Genomic DNA, 22,065 nt, shown 5'->3' on the forward strand with positions numbered 1-22,065 from the left:
AACTTAGTATTGATCCGGCCCCGCGAACGTTGATCTGTCCGATTACTCGCCTATTCAAGCTCGCCTCTTCCGACAATCAAAACAGAATCCTTCTACGTAACGGATTAACCATTACGCACGGAAATATGTTGGCAACCTCAGCAAGATCGAGACCCAACTGACCGAGCGGAACATGGCAAATTCACACTACCGCTATTTATGGCTGGCCATCTTCCTGACTGACGGTTCCTTCAACCGCTTTTTCATACATATAAAGTATGCATAATGAAGATGTTCAGGATTCAATACGATGAGGCAAAAAACATCGCCAATCAGCAGAAGCACAAGGGCATAAGCCTGGCGGACGCAGAACCGGTGTTCAACGATGAGATCGCCCTGACGATACAAGACCACGATCACGATGAAGAGCGCTGGGTGACCATGGGCACTGACGCGAGGGGACGAATTTTGGTAGTGACATACACTTACCGCGATCCGAATTTCGTACGCGTTATCAGCGCCAGGCTCGCATCAAAAAATGAACGGCGCCGTTATCTGGAGGCTTGAACAATGAAAGACGAATACGATTTCACCCACAGCAAACGCGGTGCTGTCGCCAGCAACAAGGGCAAGACCCGCATCACCATCATGCTTGACGATGCGGTAATCGATGCCGCCCGTGAACGCGCAGAAAGCGCCGGTACGGGCTATCAAACCGTGATCAACAATCTGTTGCGTCAGGCGTTGATTTCGCAACAAGCACACAATCTGGCGCCCGCCCCAAAGAAGCGGGCTAAAACCCTGCAAGTTATCAACAATGGCATTAGCCTTTCTGAGGTTGAAGCACTGGAACAACAACTCATCGCTGTCGCTGGCGAGTTGAATCGCGTGCTGGGCACAGCCAAACCGGCCGATTGACCAAGGCTTTCTGAGACCTGCCCCAACTCCCGCTTGAGTGGCTAACGGTCCAGCGCCCCATCCCAGCGGGCAATGAACAGGGTGGCCACGCCGTTGCCGATCACATTGATCAGTGCGCCGCCTTCGGAGATAAACCGGTAGACGCCCAGTACCAGCACCAAGCCTGCTGCCGGTATCACATAGATCGAGCCGAGGGTGCGGCCCGCACCCCGAACTAATTTGAACGAACCCCCACGTTTATCCATCAACACTGAAGGACCTATCAGACACGAGAACGGCTTGTGTCGCTCCTACGCGAGCTACGACCCCGGCGGCCTTGATCAGGCCCCTGCACTCTTCGCTCGCACATGACGACCTTGGGGTGAAGGCCATGGCAGCAAACATGCGTGAAGCGTCGAAACAAACCAACTGGGAAGCAGAGCTGGCCAGGAACACCGAGCTGTTCTACGAGGCAGACCGCCTGGAAACGCAGGCCTACGCCATCATTGGCAGCAGCCTGGCTGATGCCGGCGCGTGGTTGCGTTTTACCGAGGCAAAACAGGTGGCGGACGCTAAGCGCACCGAGGCCTATCAGGACCTGATGCGCATTCGGCGCGATATGGAAGCTGAACGCTCCGACTGAGGTGGCCGACTTGGGCTACGGTCGTCGCGCAGCGGCGTAGAGTACGCCGAGGGTGGCATTTGCATGGGGCTTTAGAGTGCCTCAGGCAGAAAAAACCTCCGCGCACCCTGTGTTGTTGTTTTGTGCCGGACCGGCTGCTGTCGAACAAGCTGCGCCTGAACCTGGGCGACGGCATCCAGCACTCGCTGTGCCCAGTTCTCGTCCTGGGGGTCCACCACTACCACGCGAAAACCATGGTCATGGCCTTCACTGCGCACGCCTTCGGAGTCATCCACATGCAGGTCGATGTCGAAGGCCGGCGGGAATTTAGAGGGTGCGTTCGACAGGCCGTGCGCCGTCAGCGCATGGTTGTGCAGCACGCTGTTGACCACGCCGTCGACGCGGATGCCGTAGAGCATCAGCCAGCGGCGGATATAGGACGGCGTGCGACCGGACGAGGTGTAGACCCAGATGCTGCAGCCCTGGCGGCGTAGTTCGCGGGTCAGGGACCGTGTGCCGATCCGCAAGGGCTCACCCAGCCAACGGTGCACGCAGGCCGGCAGCCGGCTCGGCTCGACGTCGCAGTGGTGGAGCTGGCAAGCCAACGTGTCGTCGATATCGAACGAAATGCGGATGCGCGGCCGCTTGACCAGTTGCATCGGGAGCACGCGCTGGAGCGCCTGCCCTGCCCTGGCTAACAGGGAATAACCGCTCATCAATGGCCCCCTTGATAGACGGGCAAGGACTGGTCTTTAAGAAAAAACTTCATCGGATCCGGCGCCTGTTCTTCCAGGAAGGCGGCGTATTTTTTCTTGATCTTGGGCAATTCGTACAACGCCTTGACTCCATGTTTGGCTGAGTTGCGGATGACAGACGAGGGGTTGAAATAGCCCTCGGCGTTCTCCAGCGTCAGCACGAACGGCGGCAAGCCTGCACGCATCAGCAAATAGCTGACGATCAGGGAGCCACTGCGGTTGTTGCCTTCAATGAACAACTGCGGCTTGCTGAGGATGCGTACATACACCCCGGCTGCACGCTTCCAGACTGATTCACTGCGATACGCGCAGTACCAGTTGTACAAGTCCTTGATGCCGCCCTCAACGTTGTTGAAGAAGTGTTCCTCGGTCGCCGCCAGGTGCTGGGCGTATTCCAGGCGGCGCGCTGGGTCGCTGCCACAGAGTACGGTGGCGTTGATCTCCAGCATCAGGTTCAGTTGCTGAAGGTCAAACAGGTCGACGCCCCGCGCCACATAGTCATCAATCAGCGCGTAGCCTTCAAGCACGTTGTGCAGCACTTCGTCGGTCAACGGATCGCGCGGCTCGGTAAAGTCCCGGCTGAGCTCGGCGAAGCGCTGTTGCACCTCACGCAGTGCGCGTTCAATCGCGGGCAAATCAAGGCGTCGTGTTGCAGGCATTGGCATTCCCATAAGCAGTTGAAAATACGGGAGCATCCGAGCTCCCGCAGGGGCATCAGCTGAACTTGCCGCTGATGTAGTCCCCGGTCATTTGTTCACGCGGGTTCTCGAAGATCTGCGCCGTCGGGCCCATCTCCACCAGGTAGCCGGTGCGCGTGCCCTGGGAAATATCCACCGAGAAAAACGCCGTGGTGTCGGCCACACGGATCGCCTGCTGCATGTTGTGGGTCACCAGGGCGATGGTGTAGTCCTTCTTCAGCTCGACCATCAATTCCTCGACCCGGCGCGTGGCGATCGGGTCAAGCGCCGAGCAGGGTTCATCGAGCAACAGCACTTCCGGCTCGGTGGCGATGGCGCGGGCGATGCACAGGCGTTGCTGCTGGCCACCGGACAGCGACAGGCCGCTGACCTTGAGCTTGTCCTTGACCTCATCCCACAGCGCAGCGCCTTGCAGGGCGTGCTTGACGCGGTCGCCCAGGTCGCCTTTGTAGCGGTTCAGGCGCAGGCCGAAAGCGACGTTGTCGAAGATGCTCATCGAGAACGGGTTCGGCTGCTGGAACACCATGCCGATATAGCGGCGCACGACCACCGGGTCCACGCCCTTGCCATAGACGTCCTGGCCGAGGAAGTGCACATGGCCCTCGAAACGGAAGCCCTTGACCAGGTCGTTCATGCGGTTGAGGCTACGCAGCACGGTACTTTTACCGCAGCCGGAAGGCCCGATGAAGCCGGTGATCTTGTTCTTTTCGATCGGCACATGGCTGTCACGCACGGCCATGAAGTTGCCGTAGAAGATCTTGTCCAGCTTGCAGTCCATGACCACAGGCGCCTGGGTGACAAACGGAGCGGCTATTTGCGCAGTTGATACGTTCAAGATTCAGATGCTCCCGTTTTCAATACTTTGGCTTGCCGAAGATACGGCTCACGATATTCACGACCAGCACGATCATTACCAGTACCAGCGACGCCGCCCATGCGAGTTCAAGCTGGTTGTCGAAGGGCATGCCGGAGAAGTTGTAGATGAGCACGGCCAGCGAGGCCGTCGGGTTCATCACCGCCAGGCTGCCGTCGTGGTAGATCCAGTAGTTGCTGAACAGCGCGGTAAACAACAGCGGCGCGGTTTCGCCTGCGGCGCGGGCCACAGCGAGCATCACGCCGGTGAGGATTGCCGGCAGGCCGGTGGGCAGGACGATTTTCCAGATCACCTGGGAGCGGGTGCAGCCCATGCCGTAGGCGGCGTCCTTCATGATCTTGGGCACCATGCGCATCGACTCTTCAGCCGTCAGCACCACGATCGGCAGCATCAATACCGCGAGTGCCACACCACCGGCCGGGGCCGAGTAGGTGCCGGTGGTCATCACCACCAGGGCGTAGGCGAATACACCCGCCAGGATGGAAGGCAGGCCGGTGAGCATCTTCGCGGCAAAACGTGCAGCGTTCGCCAGCTTGCTGTCCGGCCCCAGTTCGGCGAGGAAGATCGCCGCCATGATGCCGACCGGCACGGCGATGGCAGCGGCAATGCCGACCATCACGAAGGTACCGGCCATCGCGTTGCCGAAACCGCCGCCGGTCTCGAAACCGGTGGGTGGCAGCTCGGTGAACACTTCAAGGCTCAGGCGAGCACCGCCGCGGGTGATGAGCATGTAGAGCACGGAAATCAGCGGTACGCTGGCCAGCAGCGCGCCCGCCCAGACCAGGGTGGTCAACACCAGGCTGCGCAGGGCACGGCCTTCGAACCGGCGCTGCAGGCTGGGCAGTGCGCCTGCGGGGGACGTCAGGTCGGTTGCAGCAGTGAGATCAGTCATCACTTATTACCCCGTTGGGCGTACATCATGATCATGGAGCCGAAGATGTTCACGATCAGCGTGATCAACATCAGCACCAGTGCGGCGTACATCAATACTTCGATCTCGTTCGGCCCGGCTTCAGGGAAGTTCAGCGCCAGCAAGGCTGCCAGGGTGTTGGCCGGTGCGAACAGCGACAGCGAGATGTTGTTGGCGTTGCCCACCAGCATGGCCAGGGCCATGGTTTCACCGAGTGCGCGGCCCAGGCCCAGCACCAGGGAACCGAAGATGCCGGTGGCGGCGGACGGCACCATCACCTTGAGAATCGCTTCCCAGTGGGTGGTACCCATGCCGTAGGCGGCTTGCTTGGTTTTCATCGGCACGGCGGTGAGCGCATCCTGCGACACGGCGGCGATGGTCGGCAGAATCATGATGGCCAGTACCAGCGCCGCCGGGAGCAACCCCGGGCCGCTCAGGGACGTGCCGAAAAAGGGGATCCAGCCAAGTTCAGTGTTCAACCATGCGGTCAACGGCCGGATCGCCGGGATGACCACGTAAATGCCCCAGAGGCCGTAAACGACGCTGGGGATGGCCGCGAGCAGTTCGACGATGGTACGAAACACCGCCGCCAGCTTCGCCGGCAAAAAATCCTGGGTGAGAAAAATCGCCATGCTGACGCCGAAGACGCCTGCGATCAGCAACGCGATAAAAGCACTGTAGAGCGTGCCCCAGATGGCCGGCAGAATGCCGTACTTGCCTTGGTTGACATCCCAGACGCTGCCGAGCAGCACGTCAAACCCGTGCTTTTCCATGCCTGGCAGGGCCTTGCGGCCGACTTCGAACACCAAGGCAAACACCAACGCCAGCACCAGAACCACGCCTATTCGCGCAAGCGCACGGAAGGTGCGGTCAACCAGGAAGTCCTTCGTAGAAGGTGGCTGGCAGGCAGAATCCGGGTTACCCGGTACGACAAACGGTGTGTTCATTGGCTAATTCCGGAACAGGGGGGTAACTCTCCCGGCAAGGCTGACAGCACCCGCCGAGAGAGGCCTCACGAGCGTTACTTGATGTTGGCAGACGCTTTGCGAACCTGATCGACCACCGATGGCGGCAGCGGGATATAGCCCATCGAGTCGGCGATTTTCTGACCTTCGGTCAGGCTGTACTCGACCATTTCACGCATGGCCTTGGCCTTGGCCGGGTTGCCGTTGTCCTTGCGGAAGATCATCCAGGTGTAGGAGGTGATCGGGTAGGACTTGGCACCGTCCGGATCCGGCAGCCAGGCCACCAGGCTTTCCGGCATCTTCACCGCCGCCAGTGCTTCGGCACCGCTTTCGGCGTTAGGTACCACGTACTTGCCAGCCTTGTTTTGCAACTGGGCAAAGTCAACCTTGGCCAGCTTGGCGAAGCCGTATTCGATGTAGCCAATCGCGCCTGGGGTCTGGCGTACGGTGGCGGTCACACCATCGTTCTTCGGCGATTTGATGAATTTGTCGCTGGCTGGCCAGTTGACGGTGTTGCCTTCACCCAAGTCCTTCTGGAACTGTGGGTTGATGGCCGACAAGTGCTTGGTGAACACGGCAGTGGTACCGCTGGAGTCTGCACGCACGACCACGGTGATCGGCATATCCGGCAGTTTCAGGCCAGGGTTGGCGGCGACGATCTGCGGATCGTTCCACTTGGTGACCTTGCCCAGGAAGATGTTGGAGTACACATCGCGTGGCAGCTTAAGTTCTTTAGGATTGCCTGGCAGGTTGAACGCCAGCACGATTTCGCCTGCGGTCATCGGCAGCAACTGCACGCCTTCGGCGACCTTGGCGATGTCTTCATCTTTCATGGCCGAGTCACTGGCGGCGAAGTCCACGGTTTTGTTCAGGAAGTCCTGTACACCCGCGCCACTGCCTTTGGACTGGTAGTCAACCGTGACGCCTTCGGTCTTCTTGCTGAAATCCTTGAACCAGGTGAGGTAGATCGGCGCCGGGAAGCTGGCGCCAGAACCTGTCAGACGGACGTTCTCGGCAGCAAATACCGAGGTGGCACTTAGAGAAACCGCAACGGCGAGTGCAGCAGACTTCATCAGACGTTTCATTCAGGGAAATCCTTGTGATTACGGGCTCCCGGCACTTTGCAGCAGCTTTGTTACGCTTTTATGAAAATTGAGTGGCAAACCGCTATTTCTTCCCGCCTTTCCGCCACTGCCATGCATTTCGATGTAATTGGTTGGTAACAAAATGCGACTAAGACTTTGCCATCTCCCCCCCACGACGCGAGTGCCTCCCATGTCTGCAGTAGACGACGCCTTGATCCAGCGCATCCACCGAGAGCTGCTGGACCACAGTGACGAAGAGCTGGAACTGGAATTGTCCGAAGACGGGCACGACCTGAATGCGCTGTTCGATGAGCACGTCGAGGAAAGCCCGGAAAAGGCCGCGCGCAGGATTTACTTCAGCGAGCTGTTTCGCCTGCAAGGCGAACTGGTGAAGCTGCAAAGCTGGGTGGTCAAGACCGGCGCCAAAGTGGTGATTCTGTTCGAGGGCCGCGATGCCGCCGGCAAAGGCGGTGTGATCAAGCGCATTACCCAGCGCCTCAACCCGCGGGTCTGCCGCGTCGCCGCCCTGCCCGCCCCCAACGACCGCGAACAGACGCAGTGGTACTTCCAGCGTTATGTCTCGCACCTGCCGGCCGCCGGTGAAATCGTGCTGTTCGACCGCAGCTGGTACAACCGCGCCGGCGTCGAACAAGTCATGGGCTTTTGCAACGAAGACCAGTACGAAGAGTTCTTCCGCACCGTGCCGGAGTTCGAACGCATGCTCGCCCGCTCCGGCATCCAGTTGATCAAGTACTGGTTCTCCATTTCCGACCAGGAACAGCACCTGCGCTTTCTCAGCCGCATTCATGACCCGCTCAAGCAATGGAAACTCAGCCCCATGGACCTGGAGTCGCGTCGGCGCTGGGAGGCTTATACCAAGGCCAAGGAAGTCATGCTCGAGCGCACCCACATCGCCGAAGCGCCATGGTGGGTGGTGCAGGCCGATGATAAAAAGAAAGCCCGACTCAACTGCATCCACCACCTGCTCGGGCAGATGCCTTATGAGGAAGTGGAACTGCCGGTGATCGAGCTGCCGCAACGGGTCAGGCAGGAGGACTACTCGCGCAGCCCGACGCCGGTGGAAATCATCGTGCCGCAGGTCTATTAACGCAGGACGCAATAGATTCCCCAGTGGTGAGCGGACCGTTCAGTTAAGAGCGAACACCGTACCTGTGGTGAGCGGGCTTGCCCCGCTCACTACAAGGGTCCATTCGTCATAACGTTTACGCTTACGGCGCCGGCTCCACATCCTTGAACACCAGCCCTTGGCTATCGCTGACCTGCCATGGATTGGCACCGCCGGTCTGGCTGAAGACCACGTGGTCGAAGCGTGAGTCTTTCAGTCCATCAATACGCGCCTTGGCTGCGCCGCGAAAGCGCACACGCTCGAACACCAGGCCCTGATGGTAGGCGTTGTGCAAGGCATCACCCTTGACCTCGATCGCCGCCCCTTGGGCATTCTCGACGCTCACGTCGCTCACCCGAATGTCCTTGAACTGCCCCGCTATCGTTGAGCGCTGATAGTCGAGCTTGGCGTTCGGGTCGTTGTAGTCGAGGGTAAAAATGAACGCCTGCTTGACGGTGTTGCGGATCGCCGAGTCGCGGAATGTCACGTTGCGCGCGCCGCCGCCCATGAAGTTGGTGCTCTTCATGCGCAACCCGGCATCGGTGCCGTCCGACACGTTGTCTTCGGCCAGGATGTTCTGGATCCAGGCGCCGGTATGGCTGCCGGCGACCACCATGCCATGGCCCTTGCGGAAGTAGTTGTTGAAGATCCACGCATCTTCCTGCGGCGGCTGATGCACGGCATCGGCACCGGTGCCGGCAGCGAAGTTCACGCAGTCATCACCGGTGTCGAAGAAGTTGTTGAACACCATCGCCCCCTTGCTGTTGGCGAACTCGATGCCGTCGCCGTTGTTGGCGTCGTAGGTCTTGTGGGTGGTGTTGGCCAGCACCACGTTCTCGGTCTCCAGGTTCATGATGCCGTGGAACGCCGGGTTCACCACGGTGAAGCCGCCGTAGAACACGTTCTGCACATTGCGCAGGGTGATCAGCGAGGAGCGCATCTGCCCGTAGGCATCCTTGACGTTCATGCCGCGCGCCACGGCCTGTTCCACCTGCGCCTTGGCGAGGATGCCGTCCTGGGCATAGCGGGTATTGTCGCTGGGCAGGTAGAACGGCAGTGCCTGGCCACGTTCGTCGACGACATCGGCGTTGCGCTTCCAGCCATTGCCGTCGAGGGTGCCCTTGCCGACGATGCGGATGTTTTCGAATGACTGATGCTGGCGTGGATCGCGAGGCAACGCGTTGATCAGCGAGGCCGGGCGCACGGTGGTGGAATACGGGTACTGGATGTAGCCGGCCAACGGGTAATCTTCGGCGCGCTCGGAGCCGAGCAAGGTCGCGCCTTCGGCGATCTCCAGGGTCATGTTGCTCTTGAGGTAGAGCGCGCCGCTTTTGTAGGTGCCTTGAGGCAGCAAGACTTTGCAACCGACGCTGCAGGCATCGATGGCGTTCTGTATAGCCTGGGTATCGAGATGGCTGCCATCGCCTTTGGCGCCGTATTTTTTCACGTCAAATACCGCCGCAACCTGGGTGGTGCGCTGCAGCACCGGGGCGCTGTCGGCGGACTCTTTGCCGTTGACATCCACGGAGCGCACGGTGAAGCGGTACGCGGTGTCGGGCTTCAGGCCCTGGGCGGTGAAGCTGTGAATGCCGATGCGATGGTGGAAGTTGGCGGTGTCTTGCCGATAAAACCGGTCGATGTAGGGTTTGGCCGGTGACACCTGGTCATTGTTGGCATTGGCGCTGCCCAGCAGCGTGCCATTGGCGTAGACCCGGTAATCCTTGATGTCGGCGTGATCGGCAGGCTTTTCCCACACCAGGATGATTTGCCGGTCATCAAAGGCCAGCGTCGGTACTTGCAGTTTTGACGGGGCTTGCAGCGCCCATGACAGCGGGCTGCAACCGAGGACCACCAGGACCAGCGCGCAACGCACCGGTCTTTTTTTCGAGGGTTGATACGGCATGTTGTTCTCCTTGTTTTTGCCGGTATTCACACCGAGGGGCGCTACATCTGCCGCCCGGATTCTTCGAGGTAGTTGATAAGGCGGTTGTAGGAGCGGGCAAGCTCGCTCCTACAAGGGGCTTACTGGGCGCCCAGCGCCTTGATCAGCACGTCCAATTGCTCCACTTCTTCCGGCAACAAGTCGGTCAACGGCGCACGCACGGGGCCGGCGTCGTGGCCTACCAGGCGTGCACCGGCCTTGACGATACTCACGCCATAACCTTCGCAGCGGTTGCGGATCGCCAGGTACGGCAGGAAGAAATCATCGATCAAGCGGCCCACGGTGGCGTGGTCGTCGGCGGCCACCGCGCGGTAGAAATCCATCGCGGTTTTCGGGATGAAGTTGAACACCGCCGAGGAATACACCGGCACGCCCAGGGCCTTGTAGGCCGCGGCATAGACTTCGGCGGTCGGCAGCCCGCCGAGGTAGGTCAGGCGGTCGCCGAGGCGGCGACGGATCGACACCATGGATTCGACTTCACCGATGCCGTCCTTGAAACCGATCAGGTTCGGGCAGCGCTCGGCCAACTGTTCCAGGCTGTCGGCGTTGAGACGGCACAGGTTGCGGTTGTACACCACCACGCCGAAATCCACCGAGTTGCACACCTGCTCAACATGGGCCACCAGGCCTTTCTGGCTGGCTTCGGTGAGGTAGTGAGGCATCAGCAGAATACCGGCGGCACCGAGGCGCTCGGCCTCCTGGGCGTAGGCGATGGCCTGGCGTGTAGGGCCCCCTGCCCCGGCGAGGATGGGCACCTGGCCTTTGCAGGTGTCCACGGCAGTCTTGATGATCTGCGTGTACTCCTTGGCTTCCAGGGAGAAGAATTCCCCGGTGCCCCCCGCCGCGAACAACGCGCTGGCGCCGTAGGGTGCCAGCCACTCCAGGCGGCGGGCATAGGTGTCGGCACGGAAGTCACCGGCCGCGTCAAAGTCGGTAACCGGGAAAGAGAGCAAGCCGGAAGACAGGACTGTTTTTAGTTCTTGTGGCGTCATGTTCGCAAACCTCAAATCGAAAAATAAAGGGGATACCTAAAGAGGTACGTCATCGTACAACTGTAGAAGGTCGTTAGCTAGTCTCTAAGCGCTTTTGTTTGCGCCATTATTATTTAATCAATAAAACCATAAGCTTGCGTGAACAAAACATGAAGTCACGCATCATCAATAAGCCATAGTCATACGATGACTATAGAGATCAGCCGACCTTACGCCCTACAGACTCCTGACTGAAGTCACGGCTGGCCTGCACCAGCATGCGCGTGTAGTCGTGCACGGCCTGGTCCTGACTCAAGGCCTGGCAGTCGAGCAATTCGACGATCCTGCCGTGCTGCATCACCGCCACCCGGTCGCACAAGTGAGTGACCACCCCCAGATCATGGGTGACCAGCAGATAGGTGAGTTTCTCGCGCTGGCGCAGGTCCGCCAGCAAGTTGAGGATCTCGGCCTGGACCGACACATCCAGGGCCGAGGTCGGCTCATCCAGCAACAGCACGCGGGGCTCAAGGATCAATGCGCGCGCAATGGCCACGCGCTGGCGCTGCCCACCGGACAACTGATGCGGATAGCGGAAGCGGAAGCTGTCGTTCAGGCCGACCTTGAGCAGGATCTCGTTGATCCGGTCGTCCTTGTCCCCTACCCCGTGGATAATCAGCGGCTCACGCAGGGCGGTGTCGATGGTGTGCCTGGGGTGCAGGGAGCCGTAGGGGTCCTGGAAGACCATCTGCACTTTGCGAAAATGCTCCTTGGGAATCTTGTGCTGCAACGGCGCGCCGGCGATGCTCAGCTCCCCGTTCCAATGCCGGTATTGCCCGGCCAGGCAGCGCAGTACGGTGGTCTTGCCCGAACCGGACTCCCCCACCAGGCCGAACGATTCGCCGTCGGCAACACTCAGGCTCACATCGTGCAGCACCTGGTTGATGGCAGCGCCTGTGCCGAAACTCAGGTTCAAGGCGTGCGCTTGGATCATGGGCATGGTCAGGTTCCTTATTGAGTCAGCCAAAGTGGATCGCGCTTGAGCACCGGCAGGTGCACGCGACGGTTATCCATGCTCGGCAGCGCGGCCAGCAGGCCGCGGGTGTAGGGATGCTCGGCGTATTGCAGGTCGCAGGCAGCCAGGGATTCGACGACGCGCCCGGCGTACATCACCAACACGCGGTCACAGTAGTTACGCACCAGGTTGAGGTCGTGACTGACAAAAATCAGCCCCATCTGCTGCTGGTCCACCAACTCTTCCAGCACGCTGAGCACTTGCTGGCGCACCGAGACATCCAGCGCCGACGTGGGCTCATCGGCGATGATCACTTCCGGACGCGTGATCACCATCATCGCGATCATGATGCGCTGGCCCATACCGCCGGACACCTCGTGGGGGTACAGGTTGTAGACCCGCTTCGGATCGCGGATATGCACCTGCTCGAGCATCTGCATGACCCGCTCGCGCGCATCACTGCGACTGGCCTTGTGGTGGGCCAGGTAGGCTTCGGCAATCTGGTCGCCCACCTTGACCACCGGGTTCAGCGAGTACTTGGGGTCTTGCATGATCATCGAGATGCGCTGGCCGCGAATCTTCTGCATCGCCTTTTCACTGGCCGAGAGCAGATCGACCTCGCCAAACGCCATGGCCTTGGCGGTGATTCTGGCGCTGGGCGGATGCAGCTTGAGCAGGCTGCGCCCGACCGTGGACTTGCCTGAGCCGGACTCACCGACAATCGCCAGTTTCTCCCGCCCCAAGGTAAAGGACACATCGCGCACGGCGTGGGTTTCTTTCTGGCCACTGACGAAGCGCACATTAAGCCCTTCGACATTCAGTTTGATGGCGGACATAAGGTGTTCTCCGATTATTCGCTGCGCGGATCAAGGATGTCCCGCAGGCCATCGCCCAACAGGTTGAAGGCCAGGCTGACCAACATGATCGCCGCCCCAGGCACCGCCACCAGCCACCAGCACTCGAGCATGTAGCGGCGCCCGGTGGAGATCATCGCGCCCCACTCCGGCAGCGGCGCCTGGGCACCCAGGCCGAGGAAGCCCAAGGCGGCGGCGGTGAGGATGATCCCGGCCATGTTCATGGTCAGGCGGATGATCACCGAGGACAGGCACATCGGCACGATATGGCGCAGGATAATCCGCGCCGGCGACGCACCTTGCAGTTCCACGGCGACGACAAAGTCAGCGTTGCGCAGGGACAGGGTTTCGGCCCGCGCGAGCCGCGCAATCGGTGGCCATGAAGTCAAGGCAATCGCCACCACCGCATGCTCCAGGCCAGGACCCAGGGCGGCGATAAAGGCCAGCGCCAGGACCAGGCTGGGGAAGGAAATAAAGATGTCGGTCAGGCGCATGAACACGGTGTCGACCGCCCCGCCGAAGTAGCCCGAGACGGTGCCGATAAACAGCCCGATGGGACCGACGATCACGGTTACCAGAGCAATGATGTACAGCGTGATCCGCGAGCCATAGACCAGCCGACTGAAAATATCCCGGCCGTATTCGTCGGTGCCGAACCAGTGCGCCGAGCCCGGCGCCTGCAAGGCAGTGGCGAGATTTTGCGCGACCGGGTCATGGGTGGCGATCCACGGCGCAAAGGCCGCGACCACCACCAATAGCAGCGCAACCAGCAGGCCCGCCAGGGTCATGGGGTTACGCAACAGGTGACGCAGCACCCGCAGGCCGCTCTTGCAGAAGGCATCGAAGCTGGAGCCCGGCGAGCGATCCACCGGCCGCTTCGCCGCCGTGTCGATGGAAGACAGATTGGCATTCATAAGCATCTTCTCTGTGTGAATTCTGAAGGGCCGCAGCCCCACTCAACGCTGCTTGTAGACACCCAGGTAACGGGTGGCCTCGGCATCGTCACCGCTGAAACCCTTGACGTCGGCAGCGCTGACCACGGTATCGGTCATCTGCGAGATCATCAGGATCGGCCCCACCTGCTGGTCATAGAGCGTCTGCGCCTGGTGATACAGGCTGACCCGCTGTGCCGAATCGCGCGTTACGCCCGCCTGGTCGATCAGGCTGTTGAGCTGCGGATTGAAGAATGAAGCGCGCCAGCCCTGGAAGTTCGGCAAGCCAGCGTCATCGCTGTTGTTGGGGTTGTAGGCGAAGGTGCGCAGGCTGAAATACGGATGCGGATAGCGCTCGGCGCCACGGGCCACGATGATCTCGAAATTGCGCGCGCGCATGGCGCCGTAGACCTGGTTGCCAGTGCCGGTGACGATACTGGCCTTGATCCCACCTTCGGCCAGGGTCGCTTGCAGGCGCGCGGCGATGTCGATGAACGGTGGCTCCGACAGCGTGCGAATAGTAGTGTTGAAACCGTCGGGGTAACCCGCCTCGGCGAGCAGCTTTTTCGCCTTGGCCACATCCATGTGATAGCCCGGATCCGGCAAGCGCGCTTCCAGCCCCAACTGCATCGGCTGCTGATTGAGCTTGCCGTAATACGGCATCACCTGTTCATCCAGGCCCTTGTAGTCGATCAGGTTGCGCACGGCTTCACGCACCTGAGTCTTGGCAAACTCGGGTTGCTTCATGCTCATCGCCACGTAGTACATGGTGCCGCGCGGCAATGATTGCACCTGGATCTTGTCCGAGCCGTCGATGGCGCGAATGTCGGGCGCCGCCATGCCGTAGGCCAGGTCGAGGTCGCCGCGTTCAAGCATCAGGCGCAAGGATTGGGATTCGGTCATGTGCCGCACCACCACGCGCTTGAGCTTGGCCGCGCCGCCCCAGTAACCGTCGAAACGGGTCAGCAGCAGCGAATCGTTGGCGCTCCATTTGGTCAGCACGAAGGGGCCACTGCCCGCCTCGTTCGTCACCAGCCAGCCGGCGCCGAGGTCGCCGTTTTTTTCATGCGCCAGGGCCGTCTTGCGGTCCACTACCACGGCGCTCGGCGAGATCGCCAGGGAGTCCACCAGCAGCAGCGGGTCCATGGTCTGCGGCAGGTCGATGACCAGGGTGTGGGTGTCCGTGGCGCGGATCAGCGATTGGATATTCTCGACGCTGTAGCCGTAGGCCTTCCAGGTGGTGGCCAGGCCGAAATTGAGCTTCATCACCCGGTACAGCGACCACGCCACGTCCTCGGCGGTCAGCGGGTTGCCCGAATGGAATTTCACATCCTGACGCAGATGAAAGGTCACCTGCTTGCCGTCTTCGCTGATGTCCCAGCGTTCGGCCAATTGCGGCAGGTGTTTTTCCGGGTTGCCCTGGTCGCGCTTGATCAGCGTGTCGTAGAGGTTGGCGTTGACGCCGGAGGCATCCAGGCCGGGCGCATTGGCCGGGTCGATGGAAAACAGGTTGACCATGCTCATGCCGACGATCAATTGATCGGCGGGGGTCTTGGCGCTGGCCGTTGTCATCGGCCCAAGGGCGAGTATCGCCGTCAACAGGCCAAGGTGCAGTGTTGAAAATACCGTCTTCATGCAAAAATCCTTCTTTTTATAGTTTTATCGGTACTGCGCAGTGCGTTAACGGGTACGGGGGTCGAACACCTTGTACAAGGCGTCGCTGATCAGGTTGAGCGCGACGAAAATCAAGCCGATCACCAGCACGCAGCCCATCACCGCGTTCATGTCGCCGAGCATCAGGCTGCTGGTCAGGTACTGGCCGAACCCCGGCCAGGCAAACACGGTTTCGATCAGCACCGCGCCCTCCAGCAACGAGCCGTAGGCCAGTGCAACCACCGTCAGCAATTGCACGAGGATGTTGCGAAACGCATGCCCCCACACCACCTGGCGACGGGAAAGGCCCTTGACCCGCGCGGTGATGATGTACTCCTGGGACAGCTGCTCGAGCATGAAGCTGCGGGTCATGCGGCTGATATACGCCACCGAATTCAGGCCCAGAATCAGCGCCGGCAACACGATGTGGCGCAGGGCGCTGGCGAAGGCCTCCCAGTCACGTGCCAGGGTCGAGTCGATCAGCAGCAGGCCGGTGACCTCGGGCACCATGCCGTCATAGGCCAGGTCGATGCGCCCCGCTCCACCGGCCCAGCCGAGCCAGGCGTAGAACACCAGCAGCCCCATCATGCCCAGCCAGAAAATCGGCGTGGAGTAGCCGAACAAAGTGATCACCCGCGCCACGTGATCGCCGAGGCGACCCTGGTTGCTGGCCGCACAGACGCCCAGCGGCAAACCGATCAGCACGCCGAACAGGATCGCCAGGGTGGCCAGTTCGATCGTCGCGGGGAATACGCGCAGGATGTCGTCGAGCACCGGGTGGCCGGTCAACAGCGCATTGCCGAAGTCACCGTGGAGCAGGTCGTTGAGGTAAAGACCGAATTGGGTCCAGATCGGCTTGTCCAGGCCCATCGACCGGTACACCTGATCGTAGGTGGAACTGTCGGCATCCGGCCCGACTACCGCCAGCACGGGGTCGAGCGGCATGACCCGGCCGATGATGAACGTCAGGGCCAACAGGCCGAGCAAGGTCACCAGCACCGTACCGGCACGCCGGGCTGTGTTGGACGCGCGAGCGCCCATGACAGAGGCAGTCATAACAAACATAGTGAGCTCCTGATAATCGGTCAGCGCTTCTTGTAGACGTCTTTGTAGCGCGTGGTCGCGGCGGTATGGCCCTGGAAGTCGGCCACGTCGTCGTACACCACCACGGTGTCGGTCATTTGCGAGACCGGCAAAATGGCCCCGACCTGCTGATCGACCTGCTCCTGGATGTCGCGGTATTGGGCCAGTTGCTTGCCTGTGTCAGGCTCGACTTCCGCGCGCTCAATCAGTTGGTTCAGCTCAGGGCTGTAGAAGGACGTGCGCCAGCCCTGGAAGTTGGTGAGCTTGGCTTCATCGCGGTTATCCGGGTTGTACACCAGCGTACGCAGGCTGGAGTGCGGATGCCGTTCCGCGCCGCCACCGCCGCGGCCGACGATGATGTCGAAGCTGCGCTCACGCATCGCGCCGTAGATCTGGTTGCCCGTGCCGGTGATGATGCTGGCATCGATACCGGCTTGGGCCAGGGTCGACTGCAGGTTGGAGGCAATGTTGATAAACGGCGGTTCGGCGAGCACGCGAATGGTGGTCTTGAAACCGTTCGGGTAACCGGCCTCGGCCAGCCAGGCCTTGGCCTGCTTGACGTTGAGCGTGTAACCCGGATCCGGCAGGCGCGCGGCCAGGCCCAGCGGCAGCGGCCGTTGGTTGATCACGCCGTAATGGGGCATGACGGTCTGGTTGATGCCCTGGTAATCGATCAGCGCACGCACGGCCTTGCGCACGCGCGCATCGGCAAACATCGGTTGCTTCACACTCAGGGCTACGTAGTACAGCGTGCCGCGCTGCAAGGTCTGGGTGCGGACCTTGTCGCTTTTCTGCAGGGCTTCGATGTCCGGCGCGGACATGCCTTTGGCGATGTCCAGGTCGCCGCGCTCGATCATCAGGCGCAACGACTGCGACTCGGTCATGTTGCGCATGACGATGCGCTTGAGCTTGGCCGGGCCGCCCCAGTACCCGTCGAAACGGGTCATCAGGATCACGTCGTTGGCGCGCCAGTCATTGAGCACAAACGCACCGCTGCCGGCGGCGTGAGTCACCAGCCAGGCGGCGCCCATGTCGTTGTTTTTCTGGTGTTCGAGGACTTTTTTGCGATCGAGGATGAACGCACTCGGCGACGTCGCCAACGTATTGAGCACCAACAGCGGGTCGGTCGGCCGAGGCAGTTCGATCACGAAGGTCGCGGCATCCGTGGCACGCATGTAGCGCTCGACGTTCTCGGCGGTAAAGCCGTAGGCCTTCCAGGTGGAAGCCAGCGCCAGGTTGAGCTTGAGCACGCGCTGCAACGACCAGGCAACGTCTTCGGCACTCAGGTCATTGCCGGACTGGAACTTCACGCCGGTGCGCAGGTTGAACGTCAGGGTCTTGCGGTCATCACTGACCTGCCAGCGCTCGGCCAGCGCCGGTACCAGGCGATCCGGCTGGGCGACGTCCTGCACCAGCAACATGTCATAGAGGTTGGCGTTGATCTCCGACACGTCCAGGCCGGTGGCCGCCGCCGGGTCGAGGGACAGCAGGTTGATCATGCTCATGCCGACGATCAGCTGATCGGCCGGTGTCTTGGCAAAGCTTGCAGGTACGGCGGTAACGGCCAGGGCGGCGACGAATACCCGCGCCCACAGCGAGGGGAAAATGTTCATAACAAGAGTGCCTTTTTTATATTTATAGGGCTCTTGATCAGCCCGACTTATGCCGGACTGACCGTGTACACGTCAGAAGCTTTTAAGCGTATTGGTCTCGATGAAGTTGAAATCGATGTCTTCACCCAGGCCCGGCAAGTCGGACAGGTGCACAAAACCGTCGCTGTCCATCGGGTCTACCAGACGCTTGAGGTAGGCCGGTACTTCGTCGTAATCCAGGTACGGGTGCAACAGGCCACGCTCATACCAGGTGCAGTTCTTGATCGCGCCGACGACAGCCAGATTGGCGGCGCCGTTGCCATGAATCTCGCAATCCATGCCGAAGGATTCAGCCAGGTGCGCAACCTTCAGGCACGGCGCAATACCGCCGACACCCGCCACACCGGCGCGCAAGATATCGCACACATCGTGCTTGACCCAACTGGCGCGGCTCAGGTGTTTGCCGGACAGGGTTTCCGGGCCCAGCACCGGAATGTCCAACTGCCCCGCCAGCCAGGCATAGGACTCGGCGGACTCTTCCATCATCGGTTCTTCGAACCAGGCGAAGTCGAGCTTCTCCAGCTCACGCCCGATGTACAGCGCTTCGGTGCGGCTGTACCAGTGATAACCATCGAGCATCAGGGCGATGTCCGGGCCGACTGCTTCGCGTACCGCAGCACAAGCCTGGACGTCGATGCGCGGGCTCGGGGCGAAGGACACCGGCGGCATCCAAGTGTGCAGCTTGATGGCCTTGTAGCCGCGCTGCACCAGGGTCTCGGCAAAACGCCCGTAGTCTTCCGGGGTCGCCAGGCCACCGGGCAGTTCGTCGCCACACATGGTGGAACCGTAGGCCGGCACTTTGTCGCGGAAACCACCAATCAACTTGTGCACCGGCACACCCAGTTTGCGCCCAGCCCAATCCCAGAGGGCCTGCTCCACCAGCGCCAAGGCGCGGTCGGTTAACTGGCTGGCACTGCCACGCTGCCAATGCGCGAGGTCATGCCAGATTTTTTCGCGATCGAAGGCGTTCTGCCCCACCAGCACTTTGCGCACGAAACCATCAAGCACATACGGGCGGATCAGTTCAGGGGCGCCGAAGGCATAACCCTCGTGACCGTCTTCGGTCTGGATGCGCAGCAAAGCCATCTGCGCCTGGGTGACATCACCCGGGTGCGCATGGCCGGCGCTGTCCACTGCGCGGCGGGTCGGGTAGGAAAATACCTGGACGTTGACTGCTGTGATTCTCATGGACGTCGTAAGCCTTCTTATTGGATTTGTGACGGGAGTGTCGTCTGTTGCGACCGATCATAGGTCATCGTACAACGCTTGAAAAGACCCAATAACCCGCCTCTCGCCTGCGTACATTTTCAGTAAATCCCGACAAAACCCTTATTTTTAAAGACAACCAAGGAATAACCAGGATTGCTGTAAAGCCCTATTCATTGGGCACATATATTTCAAAGTGTTTCAAAACCACCGATAACCCATAGACGAGTCGTCTTGTCGTACGATAACGTATATCGGCACCTTAGATGAGATCCATACGCAACAACGCACTGCCGTAGCAACCGTCAAACGACCCTAACAAAAACAAAAAAGAAGACCGTATGAACACCACCCTACGCACGCTCGTTACTGCCCTGACCCTCGGCCTGCCGCTGTATGTCAGCGCTGACTCTGCCAGCATCAACTACCGCCACCAGTTCACCGAGGAGGACAGCGCCCACGCTGACCGAATCAAGCTCAACTATCGCCTGGACAGTGGCCTGGGATTTGAAGCGGAAATGAAATACCGCACCGCCGGAGACCGTGAAGACGTTGCCTACGACAACATGGTCAACAACGGGCACGAGTTCACCGTGAGCTACAACTACAAACTCAGCGCGCAATCGACGTTGACCCCGGCGTTCCAGATGGACAGCTCGAAAGACTCGACCACCTACAAGTTCGGCCTCAAGTACAACTACAAGATCAACGACGCCTTCTACGCCGCCACGCGCTATCGCCTGGATGCCAAGAAGCTGGACCGCGATCAGGTCGACGAGGACTTGCCCGACCACATCAAGGATGACCAGACCACCCATCGTTTCGAGGGCTGGCTCGGCTACACGCCGGCCAGTAAGTGGGCGTACGAATATCAGTTCATCTACTTCAAGACTGACTACATCCGCTACGACAACAAGAAGAGCGATTACGAACAGAACCTGAGCGTTAAATACAAGCTCAACAAGGAATGGGCCCCGTTCATGGAGATTGGTGATGTGAAGGTCAACGCCACGTCCGAAGACCGCCAGGCGCGGTGGCGCCTGGGCATCCAGTACAACTTCATGTAAAGCCTCCACGACTTGCCTGGCGAGTGCGCATCGCTCGACAGGCAAGCCACCTGCATTCAGCGTTCAATGGAAGACCTGACCATGACCACACAACCCAAACCCTTCACGCGCATCTTGCTCACCGGCGCCGCCGGCGGCCTGGGGCAAATCCTGCGGAACACCTTGCAGGCCCACGCCGGCATCGTCCGCGCCTCGGACATCAGCCCCATGGCGCCCAGCCGTGGTGAGCACGACGAAGTGATCACCTGCAACCTGGCCGACAAGGCCGCCGTTGCGGCGTTGGTCAACGGCGTCGACGCCATCGTTCACCTGGGCGGGATTTCCGTGGAGCGGCCGTTCGAGGAGATTCTCGACGCCAATATTCGCGGCACATTCCACATTTATGAGGCGGCGCGACAACAGGGGGTCAAGCGGATTGTGTTTGCCAGTTCCAACCACGTCACCGGTTTCTATCCCCAGGACGTTGAACTGGACGTGCACTCACCGCGCCGTCCGGATGGCTACTACGCCCTCTCCAAGGCCTACGGCGAAGACCTGGCGGCGTTCTACTTTCACCGCTACGGGATTGAAACCGTGAGTTTGCGCATCGGCTCGTCGTTCCCCGAGCCGCGCAACCGGCGGATGCTTTCGACGTGGCTGAGCTACACCGACCTGGACCATCTGGTGGCGCGCGCCCTGCTGGCCAAGGAAGTCGGGCACAGTGTGGTGTATGGCGTGTCGGACAATCGGGACCGCTGGTGGAGCACTCGGCACACGGAACACCTGGGCTTTGCACCCAAGGACAGTTCGGAAGCGTTTCGCGCCAAGGTCGAGCAACAACCGCCAGCGCCGGCTGATGAACCAGGCAGCCGGCTTCAGGGCGGCGCATTCACCGCGGCGGGGCCGTTCGATAACTCGGCGGCGGCGGCTTCATAGGCCCGGCGCATACGCTCGCGACTGTTGGACAGGTGCAGGCGCATCGCCGCCCGAGCCGCATCGGCGTCACGGCGCAGGATGGCTTTGTAGATGTCCTCATGCTCACGGCTCAAGCGCTCCAGGAAGGGCTCCTTGTTGTCGTTGGCCAAGCGTTTTGAGTGCAGGCGTGTGCGCGGCAGGATGTTGACCCCCAGGTGCAACATGATGTCGGTGAAGTAGCGATTGCCCGTGGCTAACGCGATCTGCTGATGAAACTGAAAGTCTGCCGACACCGCATAGTCGGCACTCACCGCCCGCGAGTTCAGCGCATCCAGCGAGTCGCGCATCACCCGCAACTGCTCGTCGGTGCGCCCCACGCACGCCAGGCCGGCGGCCTCCACCTCCAGGCTGATGCGCAACTCCAGCACGGCCAGCACATCCTGCAAGGTCACGATGCTGTCCGGGTCGATGCGAAACCCGCTGGGGCTGGGGATATCCTTCACAAAGGTGCCGATGCCGTGCCGGGTTTCCACCAGGCCCGCGGCTTGCAGGCGCGAAATGGCCTCGCGCACCACCGTGCGGCTCACGCCATGTTCGGCCATCACTTCAGATTCGGTGGGCAGCTTGGTGGCACGCGGCAGCTCACCGGAACAGATGCGCCGGGAAAGCTCGGTGACCAGTTCTTCAGCCAGGCTGCGGTGCCGGCGTCGAACGGTGGGCTGGACGTTCGGGTTGTCCATCAAGAACGGGTATCTCGGTTAGCGGAGGAACGCGCATCATAGCGCATTCGGTTGTACGACAACCTTTCCTGTCCGTTCGCAGCGCCTTCGCCTACACGAAAGACTCTGCCAGGCCGCTCTCGACGGTTACTGAGCGGACTAAAAATGT

At 60.7% G+C, this 22,065-nt stretch carries 22 protein-coding genes and 1 pseudogene; 6 read left to right on the top strand and 17 right to left on the bottom strand.

What is annotated here, in order from left to right; translation table 11 throughout:
• The first annotated feature begins 264 nt into the window (after positions 1-264).
• A complete protein-coding gene (locus HCF10_RS04075; RefSeq protein ID WP_131698822.1) occupies positions 265-546 on the top strand; it encodes a BrnT family toxin in 282 nt (93 codons plus the stop codon).
• 3 nt (positions 547-549) lie between these two features.
• A complete protein-coding gene (locus tag HCF10_RS04080; protein WP_027603523.1) occupies positions 550-897 on the top strand; it encodes a BrnA antitoxin family protein in 348 nt (115 codons plus the stop codon).
• Between the two features lie 41 nt (positions 898-938).
• Here the strand turns inward: HCF10_RS04080 and HCF10_RS04085 are convergent.
• Positions 939-1,097: pseudogene (locus HCF10_RS04085) on the bottom strand (C4-dicarboxylate transporter DctA); the annotation flags it as partial.
• 170 nt (positions 1,098-1,267) lie between these two features.
• On the opposite strand from HCF10_RS04085, the gene HCF10_RS04090 reads away from it, so the two are divergent.
• On the top strand, positions 1,268-1,519 hold the full coding sequence (locus tag HCF10_RS04090; RefSeq protein WP_167654939.1) for a hypothetical protein: 252 nt from the start codon (positions 1,268-1,270) through the stop codon (positions 1,517-1,519).
• 71 nt (positions 1,520-1,590) lie between these two features.
• On the opposite strand, the gene HCF10_RS04095 is transcribed toward HCF10_RS04090, so the two are convergent.
• The 6 genes from HCF10_RS04095 to pstS all read right to left on the bottom strand — a co-directional run bounded on the left by HCF10_RS04095 (position 1,591) and on the right by pstS (position 6,785).
• On the bottom strand, positions 1,591-2,214 hold the full coding sequence (locus HCF10_RS04095; protein ID WP_131698824.1) for a hypothetical protein: 624 nt from the start codon (positions 2,212-2,214) through the stop codon (positions 1,591-1,593).
• Positions 2,214-2,912 (bottom strand): hypothetical protein, encoded by a 699-nt coding sequence (locus HCF10_RS04100; protein WP_131698825.1) that lies wholly within the window; start codon positions 2,910-2,912, stop codon positions 2,214-2,216. Before HCF10_RS04100 ends, HCF10_RS04095 begins: the two co-directional genes overlap by 1 nt.
• 55 nt (positions 2,913-2,967) lie before the next feature.
• Positions 2,968-3,729 carry a phosphate ABC transporter ATP-binding protein PstB gene (pstB, locus tag HCF10_RS04105; protein WP_010210300.1) on the bottom strand — a complete coding sequence of 254 codons (762 nt, stop codon included), beginning with the start codon at positions 3,727-3,729 and terminating at the stop codon, positions 2,968-2,970.
• Positions 3,730-3,805: 76 nt separating this feature from the next.
• The gene (gene pstA / locus HCF10_RS04110; RefSeq protein ID WP_131698826.1) at positions 3,806-4,717 is read right to left on the bottom strand and encodes a phosphate ABC transporter permease PstA; all 912 of its coding nucleotides are present in this window, start codon (positions 4,715-4,717) and stop codon (positions 3,806-3,808) included.
• On the bottom strand, positions 4,717-5,682 hold the full coding sequence (gene pstC / locus HCF10_RS04115; RefSeq protein ID WP_053139617.1) for a phosphate ABC transporter permease subunit PstC: 966 nt from the start codon (positions 5,680-5,682) through the stop codon (positions 4,717-4,719). The genes pstA and pstC overlap by 1 nt, the downstream gene beginning before the upstream one ends.
• Before the next feature lie 74 nt (positions 5,683-5,756).
• Entirely contained in the window at positions 5,757-6,785 is a 1,029-nt protein-coding gene (gene pstS / locus HCF10_RS04120) for a phosphate ABC transporter substrate-binding protein PstS (RefSeq protein WP_131698827.1), read from the bottom strand.
• Positions 6,786-6,975: 190 nt separating this feature from the next.
• Here pstS and ppk2 point away from each other — a divergent pair, with 190 nt between their 5' ends.
• Positions 6,976-7,893 (top strand): polyphosphate kinase 2, encoded by a 918-nt coding sequence (gene ppk2, locus HCF10_RS04125; RefSeq protein WP_131698828.1) that lies wholly within the window; start codon positions 6,976-6,978, stop codon positions 7,891-7,893.
• 121 nt (positions 7,894-8,014) lie between these two features.
• Here the strand turns inward: ppk2 and HCF10_RS04130 are convergent, their stop codons facing one another.
• The 9 genes from HCF10_RS04130 to HCF10_RS04170 all read right to left on the bottom strand — a co-directional run bounded on the left by HCF10_RS04130 (position 8,015) and on the right by HCF10_RS04170 (position 19,198).
• Positions 8,015-9,814 carry a glycosyl hydrolase family 28 protein gene (locus tag HCF10_RS04130; RefSeq protein WP_167654940.1) on the bottom strand — a complete coding sequence of 600 codons (1,800 nt, stop codon included), beginning with the start codon at positions 9,812-9,814 and terminating at the stop codon, positions 8,015-8,017.
• Positions 9,815-9,933: 119 nt separating this feature from the next.
• Positions 9,934-10,845, bottom strand: a complete 912-nt coding sequence (kdgD, locus tag HCF10_RS04135) for a 5-dehydro-4-deoxyglucarate dehydratase (RefSeq protein WP_046035395.1) — start codon at positions 10,843-10,845, stop codon at positions 9,934-9,936.
• 199 nt (positions 10,846-11,044) lie between these two features.
• A complete protein-coding gene (locus tag HCF10_RS04140; RefSeq protein ID WP_053139627.1) occupies positions 11,045-11,821 on the bottom strand; it encodes an ABC transporter ATP-binding protein in 777 nt (258 codons plus the stop codon).
• An 11-nt stretch (positions 11,822-11,832) separates the two neighbouring features.
• On the bottom strand, positions 11,833-12,672 hold the full coding sequence (locus HCF10_RS04145) for an ABC transporter ATP-binding protein (RefSeq protein ID WP_027603511.1): 840 nt from the start codon (positions 12,670-12,672) through the stop codon (positions 11,833-11,835).
• 14 nt (positions 12,673-12,686) lie between these two features.
• Positions 12,687-13,604: an ABC transporter permease gene (locus HCF10_RS04150; protein WP_027603510.1), complete on the bottom strand. Its 918-nt coding sequence runs from the start codon at positions 13,602-13,604 to the stop codon at positions 12,687-12,689.
• A 42-nt stretch (positions 13,605-13,646) separates the two neighbouring features.
• Positions 13,647-15,257 (bottom strand): ABC transporter substrate-binding protein, encoded by a 1,611-nt coding sequence (locus HCF10_RS04155; protein WP_167654941.1) that lies wholly within the window; start codon positions 15,255-15,257, stop codon positions 13,647-13,649.
• 45 nt (positions 15,258-15,302) lie between these two features.
• Complete coding sequence (locus tag HCF10_RS04160; RefSeq protein WP_065923970.1) at positions 15,303-16,340, bottom strand: ABC transporter permease; 1,038 nt, start codon at positions 16,338-16,340, stop codon at positions 15,303-15,305.
• Positions 16,341-16,360: 20 nt separating this feature from the next.
• Positions 16,361-17,971 carry an ABC transporter substrate-binding protein gene (locus HCF10_RS04165; protein WP_145337174.1) on the bottom strand — a complete coding sequence of 537 codons (1,611 nt, stop codon included), beginning with the start codon at positions 17,969-17,971 and terminating at the stop codon, positions 16,361-16,363.
• Between the two features lie 72 nt (positions 17,972-18,043).
• A complete protein-coding gene (locus HCF10_RS04170; protein ID WP_131698834.1) occupies positions 18,044-19,198 on the bottom strand; it encodes a mandelate racemase family protein in 1,155 nt (384 codons plus the stop codon).
• A gap of 359 nt (positions 19,199-19,557) precedes the next feature.
• On the opposite strand from HCF10_RS04170, the gene HCF10_RS04175 reads away from it, so the two are divergent.
• Positions 19,558-20,283 carry an oligogalacturonate-specific porin KdgM family protein gene (locus HCF10_RS04175; protein ID WP_131698835.1) on the top strand — a complete coding sequence of 242 codons (726 nt, stop codon included), beginning with the start codon at positions 19,558-19,560 and terminating at the stop codon, positions 20,281-20,283.
• Between the two features lie 81 nt (positions 20,284-20,364).
• Positions 20,365-21,198: an NAD-dependent epimerase/dehydratase family protein gene (locus HCF10_RS04180; protein ID WP_145337173.1), complete on the top strand. Its 834-nt coding sequence runs from the start codon at positions 20,365-20,367 to the stop codon at positions 21,196-21,198.
• Here HCF10_RS04180 and HCF10_RS04185 read toward each other — a convergent pair.
• Positions 21,138-21,917: a FadR/GntR family transcriptional regulator gene (locus HCF10_RS04185; protein WP_167654942.1), complete on the bottom strand. Its 780-nt coding sequence runs from the start codon at positions 21,915-21,917 to the stop codon at positions 21,138-21,140. The genes HCF10_RS04180 and HCF10_RS04185 overlap by 61 nt on opposite strands.
• Positions 21,918-22,065 lie beyond the last annotated feature (148 nt).

The sequence above is a fragment of the Pseudomonas sp. B14(2022) genome (genome assembly GCF_012030485.1).
Classification (GTDB): Bacteria; Pseudomonadota; Gammaproteobacteria; order Pseudomonadales; family Pseudomonadaceae; genus Aquipseudomonas.